The sequence below is a fragment of the Burkholderia sp. AU45388 genome (assembly GCF_030481585.1).
Taxonomy (GTDB): domain Bacteria; phylum Pseudomonadota; class Gammaproteobacteria; order Burkholderiales; family Burkholderiaceae; genus Burkholderia; species Burkholderia sola.
In genome coordinates this window covers 687817-700459 of record NZ_JAUJPV010000001.1, presented here as the reverse complement: position 1 = coordinate 700459, position 12643 = coordinate 687817, and the positions used below count along the sequence as shown (strand labels likewise).

The window sequence follows — 12643 nt, the reverse complement described above, 5'->3', positions numbered from 1 at the left end:
GCGGGTCGCGTGTCAGCGCCCGCCGCGTGCGATGGCGAGCGCGACGCCGAAGCCCACCAGCAGGCATCCGAACGTGCGATCGATCCGGTGCCGCAGCGACAGCAGGCGATCGCGGACCGCCGTGGCCGAGAAACAGATCGCCACGAGGCTGAACCAGCCGGCATGGGCGGCCGCGATGAAGGCGCCGTAGCCGATCTGCACGGTCAACGGCGTGTCGGGCCGCACTGCCTGCATGAACAGGCTGACGATGAACACCGTGGTTTTGGGGTTCAGCGCATTGGTCAGGAAGCCCGTGCGCAGCGCCGCGAGATCGGACAGCGGCGTCACGCTGGCGTCGTTTTGCGCGTTGCCGGCTTTCGTCGTGAGCATCTTTGCGCCGAGGTAGATCAGGTAGATCGCGCCGATCAGCTTGACGGCATTGAATAGCCACGGCGACTGACGGATCAGGAGCCCGACGCCCAGCAGCGTGTAGCTCACGTGGACCGTTACGCCGAGCCCGATCCCGCATGCGGTGAGCACGCCGGAACGACGCGACAGCATCAGGCTGTTGCGCGTGACCATCGCGAAGTCCGGCCCCGGGCTGACGACGGCGAGCAGCGTAATGGTGACTACAACTATCAGTTCGGTCATGGCGTTTTTCCTGGAGCGGATATGTTGATGGCACAATCGTATCGATCGTGCTTCATCAGGAAAAACGATGATTTCTGACCAGAATGGTGAGTATGAATCACAATCGACTCGGACGAACCTGCCGTCGCTGATGGCGCTGCGCTGTTTCGACGCGGCGGCGCGTCACGAGAATTTCAGTCGCGCGGCCGACGAGCTGTGCCTGACCCATGGCGCGGTCAGCCGCGCGGTGCGCTTGCTCGAGGACGATCTGGGCGTGGCGCTGTTCGAGCGGCGCAGCCGGCGCGTGTTCCTGACCGATGCGGGCCGCACGCTCGCTCAGGCTGTCCACGACGGTCTGGGCCTGATGCGTCACGCCGCCCACGCGTTGCGCAGCGAAGCCGCCCGTGCGCGGCGTTCGGTGCTGTCGTGCGAGCCGACGCTCCTGATGCGCTGGCTGATCCCGCGCTGGCCGGATTTCCAGGCGCGGCATGCGGGCGTCGACATCCATCTGGCCGCCGCGGGCGGGCCGTTCTCGTTCGACAGCGGGGTCGACATGGCGATTCGTCGCAACGATTTCGCGTGGCAGGCGGGATGTCACGCCGAGCATCTGTTCGCCGAACGGGTGGGGCCGGTTTGCCGGCCGGACAAGGTCGGTGCGTGGTTTGCGTCGCGTCGCGGCGGCCGCACGTTGAAGCCCGACGCCGCGCTGCTGCATACGCGGACCCGGCCGGACGCATGGAACACGTGGGCGGGAGCGGCGAATCAGCCGGCCGCACGCGGGCGCGGGCAGAAGCTCGATCATTTCTATTTCAGTCTGCAAGCGGCCGTCGCGGGGCTGGGCGTGGCGATCGGGCCGTGGCATCTGGTGCGCGACGACATCGAAAGCGGTGTGCTGGTTGCGCCGATGGGGTTCGTCGAGGATGGATCGGATTACTACCTGTTGACGCCGGCGCCGGTGGTGGACGGGAGTGCGCAGGCGGCGCTGCTGGAGTGGTTGAGGGGGATGGTTTGACGGGGCCGGTACTTCGTCGACGCTCGCTGTCGATATCGACGCCCAAGACAATATCGTCGCTTATTGGGCAGGCGCAACCTCGAAACGAAATAACGAATGAATGCATCATGCCGATGCTTGCTCGCGCCAGCCTGCGAACGCAAAATGCGTCGATCGAGACACGTTCGCAAGCCCGTCCTTCGCGTGAACGGGCCTTGGCCCGGTGCTGCATAGGGCGCAGGATGTCGATCGGCTTTTATCGAAATGATGTGCTTCGGCGCACGCGCGTCGCTAAAAGAAAGCCGATGCGCGCTTTATCGCCGCAACGAATCGGCGCCGGCGAAGGCGCCGTCATTCTTCATCTTTTTGATACGGTTTTTAACGATGCAAGCGCAAACCTGGGCGACGTCAGGCTGCTGCGACTATTTTCCCGTCGCGTTTAATTCCGCATCCTTTACCCGAAGATCCACGACGAGGCGAAGCCATGCAACTTCAAACCGGTAATTTATTCAGCGTCGAAGGGCGGCGCGGGGGCGACGAGCGAATCGACATGCTCGTCGCGGGCTCGCGCGTGAACGTCGAGCGAATCGTATCGATGGGGCATGCGAGCCCTGCCGGGTTCTGGTATGACGACCCGCGGGCCGAATGGGTCGTGCTGCTATCAGGCGCGGCCGTGCTCGAATTCGAAGAGGATGCGACGCGGCTCGATATGCGCGCCGGCGATTACGTGCTGATCGAGCCGCATTGCCGTCATCGTGTCGCGTGGACGCATGACGAATTGCAAAGCGTGTGGCTTGCGATCTATTACGAACGCTGAAGAAAGGGTTGGCGTGCGGCAGGATCGATGGACGGACCCGTGCGCGACACGCCGATCGGGCAAAACCTCGTCAACCGGAGCGGCCATGGAATACCGCCGGTATCGATGCCTTCAATGCGTCAATCAATGCCCCGAATGGCCGGACAGCGCGTTGAATCGCGCGCCGGCCCAAGCGGGAAATCTTATTCCTGGATCAGGAATCGATTGCGATTCTTCGCGTCCTTGATCCATGCGGGTGCGCGACCGCGGCCCGACCAGGTGGCCCCGGTCTTCGGATCGCGGTATTTGGCCTGCACGGGGGCGCCCGCCTGTTTGGCCGGCCGACCGCGGCGCGTACCGAAAATGTCCTTTTCGGTAATGCCGTATTCCGCGACTTTGGTGCGGATGTCGTCGACGATCGCCTGGAATTCAGCGGCGCGCGCTGCTTCGGCTTTCTCGGCCAAAGCATCCATTTGGGCTTTCAGTTCCTTGTAAGTTGCCATATATCACTCTTCAGGTTGTGTCCATACATGATAGCGGTTTCAACCGAAAATGACGAAGAAAATTGCTTCGACTACGAATTCCATTGTCGATATCGCAACGAATGACTGCTTCGAACACCTGAGAAGTGGCTTGGCAGGATCGTTTGTGTCCGATCTTCTCGTGCGAGACAAGCTTCGGAGACTCAATTATTCTTTATCTTTTTTCAGAGGGATCGGGAATTCACTGATGAACAGGGATGAAAAGCTGAAACAAGTCGCAGCCGAATTCGGATTCGATCCGGACGAAACGATCAGGATCGGCGGAAAGTACACGCCCGTGCTGGTCGACGGAACGACGGCGTACGTCGCCGGCCAGGTTCCGCGAATCGGGGAAGTCGTGCATTACGTCGGCATCGTGGGCGAATCCGTTTCGCTGGAAGACGGCCGCCGCGCGGCCGGCATTTCCTCGCTGCGTGCGCTGGCGCTGATCCGCAAGCAGTGCGGCACGCTCGATGCGATCGCAACGGTCCCGCGCATGACCGTGTACGTGCGAAGCGCGCCCGGCTTCACGATGCAAAGCGAAGTGGCCGACGGCGCGTCGGACGTGTTGGTCGCGGTGCTCGGCGACGCCGGCGTCCATACGCGTTCGTCGGTCGGCGTGCTGCAATTGCCGAAGGGCGCGTCGGTCGAAGCCGATTTCATTTTCGGGTTGAATCGCGGGGGCGCCACCGGTTGATTCGGAATGGCCGTGCCGACGGACCGGGCCGATCACCGGCTTGAACTGGCCGATGCGCCGGATCGCGATCTCGAAGTTGGGGCTGCACAACGCGGCGAACAGCGGTGGACCGAAGGTTTCGACGGAGAGCAGATCGAGGATCCGCAGCGCGAGAGCCGGTGCATTCGCGATGTCTTCCATCGCGCGCCACAGGCGGAAGTACTCGCGGCTCGTCAGCCCGTTCTCCGGCCGCGTGAGCAGATCGGCGGGCAACTGCGCGTGCCGCGGCAGTTCGTCGGCGCGCCGGCCGAGGTCGATCAGCACGACCTGCCAGCCCGGCGAAATCGCGAAGCGGTTCAACGCCGCAGTTGCCCGGTTTCGACGAGCTGCTGAAAGAAGTCGTTCATCGACTCGGCGAGCGGGCGATAGCGGATGCCCAGTTCGTTGCGGCTGCGACTGTTGTCGGCGCGCCAGGGCAGCCCGACGTTGCGCGCGATCATGCGGCGCGTCACGCTTTTGTTGGCGAGCGGGCCGACGAGCCACACCAGCCATTTCGGCAGGATGCGCCGCGGAATCGGGTAGTCGGCGCCATACCGTTCCAGCAGCGTGGCGGCCATCGCCGGCAGGCTCGTGTCGTGCGCCGACACGATGTAGCGGCCGCTGGCGCTCGGCAGGAACGCCGCACGCAGATGCGCGTCGGCGACGTCGCGGACATCCACCGCGCCCACGCCGAGATCGGGCACGCCGGTCTTCATCGTGCCGTTGCCCATCTGCCGCACGATCTCGAAGCTCTCCGACGTCGCGTACGGATTGATGCCCGGCCCGATCACGAGCGACGGATTGATGGTCACGAGCTCCCAGCGTTGCTGCTGGGGGGCAATCTTCCACGCTTCGCGCTCGGCGACCGTCTTCGAATACGAATAGGGCTGATGGGTCAGCGACGAACTGGTGTTCCAGATTGCTTCGGTAAACATACCGTCCGGTGTCGCGGCGAGATCGGCGTTGTCGCCGTAGATCGCCGCGCAACTGCTGGTCAGCACGACGCGCCGCACCGACGGCGTGCGGTTGGCCGTCTCGAGTACGTTGCGCGTGCCGAGCAGCGCCGGATCGACCAGCTCCTTCTGCGGATCGCGAACGGTGACGGTGAACGGCGACGCGGTATGGAACACGGTCCCGCAACCGGCCATCGCGTCGGCGTACGACCCGGGTTCGAGCAGGTCCGCGCGGAAATAGCGGATCGTGCCGGGCTTGCCGGCCGCGATGCGCTGGAGATGCTCGAGCTTGTCCGGGCTGTCCGGGTTGCGCACGGCCGCATGGACCGTCAGGCCGGCCTCGAGCAGCCGCTGCACGAGCCGGCCCGCGACGTACCCGGTCGCGCCGGTCACCATGACGGGGAGGTCGGTATCGATATGCATGGACGGGATGCCGTAGCAGAGGAGATGCGCCATGATGCCGCCTTTTGCGCGCCACTTCACTCGCAAAGCGCGCCAATCGACATGCAGGGGCGACAGGTGGCGCGATACCGGCACGGCCATGCCCGATTTCCAGTCGAAGGAATGACGACTGGAACGATGCGGGGCGTTGGAACTTCAGGAGGCGTGCGACGAAGCCGCACGTCGCTGCCGACGGCCGATTCATCAGACATGAAAGCGCGCGATTCGCCGGAATGCTCGCCATCGTGCTGCTGTGCAACGCGCCGTCGCGGCGGCCGGCCGTTTTCACCCCGTCCTTTCCGAACGTCATCGGCCCAACCATATCGGCCGGCATCCCCACTTTTGGGGATGCCGGCGCCCTACGATGCGCTTACGATGGTTACCGAGGCATCGCGACCGGATGTCGCCGGAACAATCGGACAGGCCTGTCGTTCCTCTGTCGATCGCCGTGTGCATCCGCACAATCGATTGACACGTTCGTCGCATACGCTGAGGCGCAACGTGTGCGGTGCGTCGTGGCGCCGCGGACGATGGCGCGTTGATGACGGAAGGCCTGATGTCGTATTTCGGGGATTTCAATCAATATGCTCGCACGAGACTATGTGGAGCGTGAGCTCTCTCACATCCAGAGAATGGTGGCGCTGCTCGACAGCGAGACGGCCGTCGTCGATGTGTCGATGTCGGGCGCGGGGCGCGTCAGGCATCCGAGATACTGGCGCGGGCGTATCGAGGAACTGCTGTCGACGCCCGACGTGCCGCGTCACGTCAGAAAGCTGAGCGAAGCGGTGCTCGCGAAGCTCGACGAGCTGGAAGCGCGGTTCACGACGATGAAGTAAGTGCCCCGTCGGAGCGGGCGGCAAAACGCGTTCCGGTCGCGTCGCCGGTTGCGTCGTTTTGACCGCGCGTCGTCCCGCCATCCCGCCATCCCGCGCCGTGCAGGCCGCCGCCTGCGTCACCACGGATTGCTTCGTCCTGTTGAAAAATAACCATTTCGTTTGACGAGAAGCAGTCACCCCCGTGGTATTTCGATCACATCCGCATCGTCAATTTGAACAATGAGGTCGATTGAGTAAGATGCCCGAACGGCGTTCGATAAAAACGCACGGCACGGGGTGGCCAGATGCAGATGAACGGGTTGGTTCCATCGGCATGGATCGATGACGTCTACGCCGCGGCGCTGGGCGACCAGCGATGGGAGGCGGTGCTGGACGGGCTGCGCGTGTCGGTCGGCGTTCGCATGGCGACGCTGCTGTCGTTCGACGATGCGGCGCGGCTGCCGGCGATCGAGCAGGCGGCCGGCGACGATCCGTCATGGGTCGCCGCGTGCCACCGCCGCTACAACACCGAGTTCTACCTGTACGACCCGGTCGTGCCGGTTGCCGCCGACTGGCAGGCAGGGCGCTGGTTCGAGGACGTCAAGCATCTGTCGGTGCGGCAGCGCACACATGGCGTGTTCTATCGGGAATTCCTGGAGCCGTTCGGGATCGGCAGCATTTCGGGCCTGTACATCCATCGCGGCGAGGGCGCGGGCGCTTTCCTCAGCGTACAGAGCGGCCCCGAGTCGCAAGGGCTTTCCGACGAGCAGCGTCGCGCGATCGAAATCATGGGCGCCCACATCAGCCGCGCGCTGCGCATCCACGCACGCATCGCCGAGCTCGAAGCGCGCGTGGCCGCGGCGGAATCGGCGCTCGACGCGGTGCCGGTGCCGATATTCCTGCTCGGCCCGCAACGCGAACTGCGTTATACGAACCGCGCGGCCGATCAACTGATTACCGCCGAACCGGCGCTGCGAATCCTGAGCGGCCGTTTTGCGCCGGAAGGCTGCATCGACGACGCGCAATGGCGGCATGCATTCGCACGCGGCGGGCTGTTGCTGCGTCGTGCGACCGGCGAGCCGCTGCCGCTTGCGTTAATCCCCGTGCCCGAACAATCGCGCCTCGCGCGCGAACGGCCTGGCGTCGCGGCGCTGATGACGGCCGCCGACCTGCGTTCGCCGTCGGCGCGCGCGCAGCGCTTGCGGGTGTTCTACGGGTTGTCGTCGGCGGAGGCCGATCTCGCCGTACTGCTGTGCTGCGACGGGCGCTCGCCGCAGGAATGCGCAACGCTGCGCGGCGTGTCGATCGGCACGGTCCGCGCGCAGATCAAATCGATCTACACGAAGACGGACGTGGCGCGCGCCGCGCAACTGACGTCGCTGGTCATGCAGACCTGAACGATCGATGCGCGCGGGGCGCCTGCGTTTTTACCTACCCGCCGCCGATTCCCTGCAGTATCTTGCCGGTCCCGCCGCAGACGGTGCACGCCTGCCCCTCCACCATGCCGGTGCCGCGGCAGACGCGACACGTATCCTCGCCGATGCCCGGCGCATCCGCGGGGCCTTCGTCGCCGCCGTTCGGCGGGGTAGCCGGGTCGGGCGGCGCTGATCGCTTCGTGATCGACATGACGGGCTCCTTTCGTGTTTCACGCCGGAACGGCGCGCATCGCGCGTGCCTGGCAAGCGGCGCGCCCAACGACCCCGGATGATCGAGCGCATGAGATATCGCGGCGGCGTGGCAATATTGTAGTCAGTCATCATATGACATAGGCCCAATGAAGCGAAAGAAGGCCGACGGGGTGGGCCAAAACTCCGGCGTCAATGTTTCAATCGGCATGCCGATCCGCTTCCGGAAAACGTTTCGCAAAAAAGTCCGAAAACGTAGAATCCGGTGCCCCGATTCCTCCGCGAGCCCCTGATGACAGCGGTTATAGGGGTATGCACCAAGTGAGTTAAACGATTAACCGACGTACATTCGCTCAACACGTCATACGACGTATGACTCCGCGGTTCGGGGAAGCGCCCGGCTGAAGCCCGCACGGGCCGCCGGATCGCCGCACAACAACGATCGACCATCCTGGAGACTCACCATGAAGCACCGATTCACCGGCTCCCGTATTGCCCTGGCCGTCGCCTTGATGGCCGGCTTCACGCTATCCGCGCAGGCGCGCGTGTTCCGTTCGGCGGACGTGCATGGTGACACCTTCCCGACCAACATGGCCGTGAAGTTCATGGGCGACGAACTGTCGAAGCAGACGGGCGGCAAGGATTCGATCAAGGTGTTCGGCAACAGCGCGCTCGGCTCCGAGAAGGACACGGTCGACCAGGTGCGGATCGGCGCGATCGACATGGCGCGCGTGAACGGCGCGTCGTTCAACGAGATCGTGCCGGAATCGCTGATCCCGTCGTTCCCGTTCCTGTTTCGCGACGTCGACCATTTCCGCAAGGCGATGTACGGCCCGGCCGGCCAGAAGATCCTCGATGCGTTCACCGCGAAGGGGATGATCGCGCTGACGTTCTACGAGAGCGGCGCGCGCTCGATCTACGCGAAGCGCCCGGTGCGTTCGCCGGCCGACATGAAGGGGCTGAAGGTGCGCGTGCAACCGTCGGACCTGATGGTCGACGAGATCCGCGCGATGGGCGGCACGCCCACGCCGATGCCGTTCGCCGAGGTGTACACGGGCCTGAAGACGGGCCTCGTCGATGCGGCGGAAAACAACCTGCCGTCGTACGAGGAAACCAAGCACTACGAAGTGGCGCCCGATTACTCGGAAACGCAGCACGCGATGACGCCGGAAGTGCTGGTGTTCTCGAAGAAGATCTGGGACACGCTGTCGCCGCAGGAGCAGGCGGCGATCAAAAAGGCGGCGGCCGATTCGGTGCCGTACTACCAGAAGCTGTGGACCGCGCGCGAGGCGTCCGCACAGCAGCTGGTGACGAAGGGCGGCGCGAAGATCGTGCCGGCCGCGCAGATCGACCGCGCGGCGTTCGTGAAGGCGATGCAGCCGCTGTGGACCAAGTATGAAAAGACGCCGCAGATGAAGCAGATCGTCGACGAGATCGAGGCCACCAAGTGACGCGTCGCACTTCCCTGAACGGCGCGTCGGCCGCGGGTTCGACCGCTGGCGGCGCCGCGGACGGCGCGGCGCGGGCGCGGCCGCACGCCGCGCCGCTGCTGCGCTGCGTGAACGACGTGCTGTTCCGCGTGCTCGCGGTGGTCGCATCGGCGTGCCTCGCGGTGCTCACGGTGCTGGTGTTCTACGCGGTCGTGATGCGCTACGTGTTCGAGAACGCGCCGGATTTCGTCGAGCCGATCGCGCTGCTGCTCGTGATCGTGATCGCGATGTTCGGCGCCGCGATGAAAGTGCGCGACGGCGGCCATATCGGCCTCGATTCGCTGGTGCGCCGGCTGTCGCCGAAGGCGCGCACGGTGGTCATCGCGATCCAGCACCTGAGCCTGATCGCGTTCGCGATCATGATCATGGTCGGCTGCGGCGGCATGGCCGCCGAGACGATGGGCGACCGCATCCCGATCATCGGGCTGCCCGAAGGCGTGCGCTACCTGATCGCGATGCCCGCGGCGATCGCGATCATCTTCTTCTCGCTCGAGCACCTGCTCGCGCTCCGTCGTTCTTCGTCGGGACAATAACGCCATGGAACTCGCGATTCTGTCCGTCAGTTTTCTGATATTCCTCGTGCTCGGCGTGCCCGTGTCGTTCGCGCTCGGCATTGCGTGCGTGCTGACCTACATGGTCGAAGGCCTGCCGATCGCCACCGCGATGCAGGCAATGATCTCGGGGATGAACGCGTTCTCGTTCCTCGCGGTGCCGTTCTTCATCTTCTCCGGCGAGCTGATGCTGCATGGCGGCATCGCGGACCGGATCCTGCGCTTCGCGCAGGCGACCGTCGGCCACTTCCGCGGCGGCCTCGGGATGGCGAACGTCGTCGCGTGCACGCTGTTCGGCGGCGTGTCGGGCTCGCCGACCGCCGATACGTCGGCGATGGGCGGCGTGGTGATTCCGCTGATGAAGCGCGAAGGCTACAGCGCCGCGTACGCGGTCAACGTGACCACGCATGCGTCGCTCGCCGGCGCGCTGATGCCGACGTCGACCAACATGATCATCTACGCGTTCGCCGCGCAGGGCATCACCGGGATGCTGCACGGCCAGCCGGTGAGCGGCGTGTCGATCGGCGACCTGCTGTTCTCGGGGCTTCTGCCGGTGCTGTGGGTGATGGGCTTCGTGCTCGCCGCCGCGTACTGGCAGGCCGTGCGTCACGGCTACCCGCGCCGCGAGGACGGCTCGTCCGCGCTGCCGCGCTTTCCCGGCTGGTATGCGGTGCTGCGCAGCTTCGTCGGCGCGGTGCCCGGGCTGATGGTGATCGCGATCATCCTCGTGTGCGTCGCGAAGGGCATCGCCACCGCGACCGAAGCGGCCGCGATCGCCGTCGTCTACTCGCTCGTGCTGACCGCGGTGGTGTACCGCACGCTGACGGCCGAGAAGCTGCGCCGCGCGCTGTCGCATGCGGCGCGCACGACGGGCGTCGTGCTGCTGCTGATCGCGGTGTCGAACATGCTGCGCTTCCAGATGTCGTACCTGGAGATTCCGGATGCGATCGAAGGGCTGCTGAAGCAGTCGACCGCCGCGCCGTGGCTGATGCTGCTGTACATCAACATCATCCAGGTGTTCCTCGGCACGTTCGTCGACATGGCCGCGCACATCCTGATCACGACGCCGCTGTTCCTGCCGATCGCGATGGCGTGCGGCGTCGGGCCGGTGCAGTTCGGGATCATGCTGCTGCTGAACTGCTCGCTCGGCCTCGTGCACCCGCCGATCGGCTCGGTGCAGTTCGTCGGCTGCGCGATCGGCAACGTGTCGATCGGCGAGACGACGAAGATGGCGTGGCCTTACTACCTCGCGATCTTCAGCGCGATCAACATCGTCACGTATCTGCCGTTCTTCTCGACGTGGCTGCCGAGCGTGATCAGCGGGCACGCGGTGTTCTGATCGCACGCTTCGCCCGTCGCGGCGCCGGACGACCGAGGGTGTCCGGCGCCGCGCTCGCCTGTGCGCGCGTGCCGGCCCGCCGCGCGCGGCCTGCTCAGTCCTGCCGTCCGTCCGGCTCGACGTGGCGATCGGCCGAGCGTTCGTCGCGCCAGTCCGCCAGCGCGCGCCACAGCGCCGGGCGCGCATGGTCGCGCGGCGGCAACGGGATCACGCAAGCGACGCCCCGCACGTTGACCACCACGCCCGAGTCGGGCAGCGTGGCCGGGATGCCGGAGCACGAAGTGTCGACGTCGGGTTCGGACGGGGTGCCCCGGTCGGGCGGGCGTGGCGACATCATGCGCATTCTCCGTGAGGTATCGAAGCCGTGCATCAGTAACGGACCCGCCCGACCAGGCCGAGCGGATCGATCGCGTGCTGGACGGCGCCGGCGAGCCGCCGGTGCGCGGCCGGCACGTGCTTGCGGTAGTACGCGATATTGACCGGCCCGATGCCGTGTTCCGCGCTGAAGCAGCCGCCTGCCTGCACGACGCGGTCGTACAGTGCGCCGCGCAATGCCACCTGTTGCAGCGCTCCGTAGCGTTGTGCCTCGGTAGGCGGAATCGACACGACGAGATGGCAGCCGCCGTCGCCGAAATGGCCGAACGCGTGACAGTGCAGCGCCGGATGCGCGGCGGCGAGCCACTGCTCGGCATCGGCGACGAATCCGGCCAGCGCGCCGCGCGGAAACGACACGTCGAACGACAGCGGCAGGCCGCCCTGCGCGACCGCGGCCGGCAGTGCGTCGCGAATCCGCCAGAAGCGTTCCGCCGGCGCGCATGCCGCGTCGAGCACGAGCCGTTCGTTCATCAGCGCGTCGAGCGTCGCGACCGCGCGTTCCTCGAGCAGCGCATCGAGCCCCGGCATGCCGGTCGCGATCTCGACGAGCGCATAGCATCCGGCTTCACCGGGTTCGAACGGCGCGCGCAATGCCGGAAACGCCGCCGCGACGCAACCGACCGCCGCCGCCGACATGAACTCGAACGCCGACACCATCTCGCCGAATGCGCGTTCGAACGCGAGCAGGCCGGCGAGTGCCGCGTCATACGACCCGAACGCGACGAACGCCGCGCACGACGACCGTTCGAGCGGCGCGAGCGCGAACGACACGGCCGTCACGAGCCCGTTCGCGCCATTCGCGCCGATGAAGCATTGCGCGACGTCGAAGCCCGCGTTGCGCTTGCGCAGCGGCGCGAGCGCGTCGATCACGGTACCCGCTTCGTCGGCCAGCACGACTTCGACGCCGAGCACGTGACGGCGCACGTCGCCGTACTTGATCAGGCGGCTGCCGCCCGCGTTCGCGCCGACGAGGCCGCCGGCCGCCGGATCGCTGCCGAGATCGATCGGCACGCAGAGGCCGGCTTCGCCCGCCACGCGATTGAGGTCGGACAGCCGCACGCCGGCGTCGACCGTGATGCTGCGATTGGCCGGATCGAACGCACGGATCGCGCGCATCCGCTCGAACGACACCACGCATTGCGTGCCGCTGCGATCGGGCACGGCCGCGCCGACGAGCCCGCTGCGCGCACCCTGGGCGACGAGCGCGATCCGGTGCGCGACGGCGACGCGGGCGAGCGCGCGCACGTCGGCGGTCGAGGCCGGCCGCGCGACGCCGAGCGGCACGCCGCCGTGTTGCACGACGTCGGTCGCATATGGCTCGCATGCCGCGCCTTCGAGCCAGCCGTCGCCGAGCGCCGCGGCGAGCGCGTGTCGTTGCGCGGCATGTGCCGCGTGTACTGCGCGGTCGGGCAGCGCGTTCAT

At 66.0% G+C, this 12643-nt stretch carries 15 protein-coding genes and 1 pseudogene; 9 read left to right on the top strand and 7 right to left on the bottom strand.

Going from position 1 to position 12643, the window contains the following annotated elements; genetic code table 11:
• Positions 1 to 12 precede the first annotated feature (12 nt).
• A complete protein-coding gene (locus tag QZM72_RS03190; RefSeq protein WP_089471557.1) occupies positions 13 to 630 on the bottom strand; it encodes a LysE family translocator in 618 nt (205 codons plus the stop codon).
• A gap of 67 nt (positions 631 to 697) precedes the next feature.
• On the opposite strand from QZM72_RS03190, the gene QZM72_RS03185 reads away from it, so the two are divergent.
• The 3 genes from QZM72_RS03185 (at position 698) to QZM72_RS03175 (ending at position 2417) form a co-directional block, all read left to right on the top strand.
• The gene (locus QZM72_RS03185) at positions 698 to 1621 is read left to right on the top strand and encodes a LysR family transcriptional regulator (RefSeq protein WP_301737133.1); all 924 of its coding nucleotides are present in this window, start codon (positions 698 to 700) and stop codon (positions 1619 to 1621) included.
• Between the two features lie 107 nt (positions 1622 to 1728).
• Positions 1729 to 2043 (top strand): hypothetical protein, encoded by a 315-nt coding sequence (locus QZM72_RS03180; protein ID WP_301737132.1) that lies wholly within the window; start codon positions 1729 to 1731, stop codon positions 2041 to 2043.
• 41 nt (positions 2044 to 2084) lie between these two features.
• Positions 2085 to 2417: a cupin domain-containing protein gene (locus QZM72_RS03175; RefSeq protein ID WP_089471555.1), complete on the top strand. Its 333-nt coding sequence runs from the start codon at positions 2085 to 2087 to the stop codon at positions 2415 to 2417.
• A gap of 182 nt (positions 2418 to 2599) precedes the next feature.
• Here the strand turns inward: QZM72_RS03175 and QZM72_RS03170 are convergent, their stop codons facing one another.
• Positions 2600 to 2899, bottom strand: coding sequence for an H-NS family nucleoid-associated regulatory protein (locus tag QZM72_RS03170; protein ID WP_050013598.1), 300 nt, complete (start codon positions 2897 to 2899; stop codon positions 2600 to 2602).
• Between the two features lie 226 nt (positions 2900 to 3125).
• Between QZM72_RS03170 and QZM72_RS03165 the strand changes: the two genes are divergently transcribed.
• The gene (locus QZM72_RS03165) at positions 3126 to 3614 is read left to right on the top strand and encodes a RidA family protein (RefSeq protein ID WP_301737240.1); all 489 of its coding nucleotides are present in this window, start codon (positions 3126 to 3128) and stop codon (positions 3612 to 3614) included.
• 66 nt (positions 3615 to 3680) lie between these two features.
• On the opposite strand, the pseudogene QZM72_RS03160 reads toward QZM72_RS03165, so the two are convergent.
• Positions 3681 to 3917 (bottom strand): annotated as a pseudogene (locus tag QZM72_RS03160) (AraC family transcriptional regulator ligand-binding domain-containing protein); the annotation flags it as partial.
• Between the two features lie 32 nt (positions 3918 to 3949).
• Positions 3950 to 5041, bottom strand: coding sequence for an NAD-dependent epimerase/dehydratase family protein (locus QZM72_RS03155; RefSeq protein ID WP_301737131.1), 1092 nt, complete (start codon positions 5039 to 5041; stop codon positions 3950 to 3952).
• A gap of 569 nt (positions 5042 to 5610) precedes the next feature.
• On the opposite strand from QZM72_RS03155, the gene QZM72_RS03150 reads away from it, so the two are divergent.
• Both QZM72_RS03150 and QZM72_RS03145 read left to right on the top strand, forming a co-directional pair.
• A complete protein-coding gene (locus tag QZM72_RS03150; RefSeq protein ID WP_089471553.1) occupies positions 5611 to 5862 on the top strand; it encodes a hypothetical protein in 252 nt (83 codons plus the stop codon).
• A gap of 290 nt (positions 5863 to 6152) precedes the next feature.
• The gene (locus QZM72_RS03145) at positions 6153 to 7238 is read left to right on the top strand and encodes a helix-turn-helix transcriptional regulator (RefSeq protein WP_256979828.1); all 1086 of its coding nucleotides are present in this window, start codon (positions 6153 to 6155) and stop codon (positions 7236 to 7238) included.
• A 34-nt stretch (positions 7239 to 7272) separates the two neighbouring features.
• On the opposite strand, the gene QZM72_RS03140 is transcribed toward QZM72_RS03145, so the two are convergent.
• Positions 7273 to 7467: a hypothetical protein gene (locus QZM72_RS03140; RefSeq protein WP_089471551.1), complete on the bottom strand. Its 195-nt coding sequence runs from the start codon at positions 7465 to 7467 to the stop codon at positions 7273 to 7275.
• Positions 7468 to 7930: 463 nt separating this feature from the next.
• Between QZM72_RS03140 and QZM72_RS03135 the strand changes: the two genes are divergently transcribed.
• Genes QZM72_RS03135 through QZM72_RS03125 form a run of 3 tightly spaced genes read left to right on the top strand, consistent with a single transcriptional unit; the run spans position 7931 to position 10846 of the window.
• Positions 7931 to 8917: a TRAP transporter substrate-binding protein gene (locus QZM72_RS03135; RefSeq protein WP_089471550.1), complete on the top strand. Its 987-nt coding sequence runs from the start codon at positions 7931 to 7933 to the stop codon at positions 8915 to 8917.
• A complete protein-coding gene (locus tag QZM72_RS03130) occupies positions 8914 to 9489 on the top strand; it encodes a TRAP transporter small permease (RefSeq protein ID WP_301737130.1) in 576 nt (191 codons plus the stop codon). Before QZM72_RS03135 ends, QZM72_RS03130 begins: the two co-directional genes overlap by 4 nt.
• Before the next feature lie 4 nt (positions 9490 to 9493).
• Positions 9494 to 10846: a TRAP transporter large permease gene (locus QZM72_RS03125; RefSeq protein ID WP_089471548.1), complete on the top strand. Its 1353-nt coding sequence runs from the start codon at positions 9494 to 9496 to the stop codon at positions 10844 to 10846.
• A 94-nt stretch (positions 10847 to 10940) separates the two neighbouring features.
• Here QZM72_RS03125 and QZM72_RS03120 read toward each other — a convergent pair whose 3' ends face one another.
• Together QZM72_RS03120 and QZM72_RS03115 are read right to left on the bottom strand one after the other, a co-directional pair.
• On the bottom strand, positions 10941 to 11183 hold the full coding sequence (locus QZM72_RS03120) for a hypothetical protein (RefSeq protein ID WP_301737129.1): 243 nt from the start codon (positions 11181 to 11183) through the stop codon (positions 10941 to 10943).
• A gap of 32 nt (positions 11184 to 11215) precedes the next feature.
• Positions 11216 to 12643: an FAD-binding oxidoreductase gene (locus tag QZM72_RS03115; protein ID WP_301737128.1), complete on the bottom strand. Its 1428-nt coding sequence runs from the start codon at positions 12641 to 12643 to the stop codon at positions 11216 to 11218.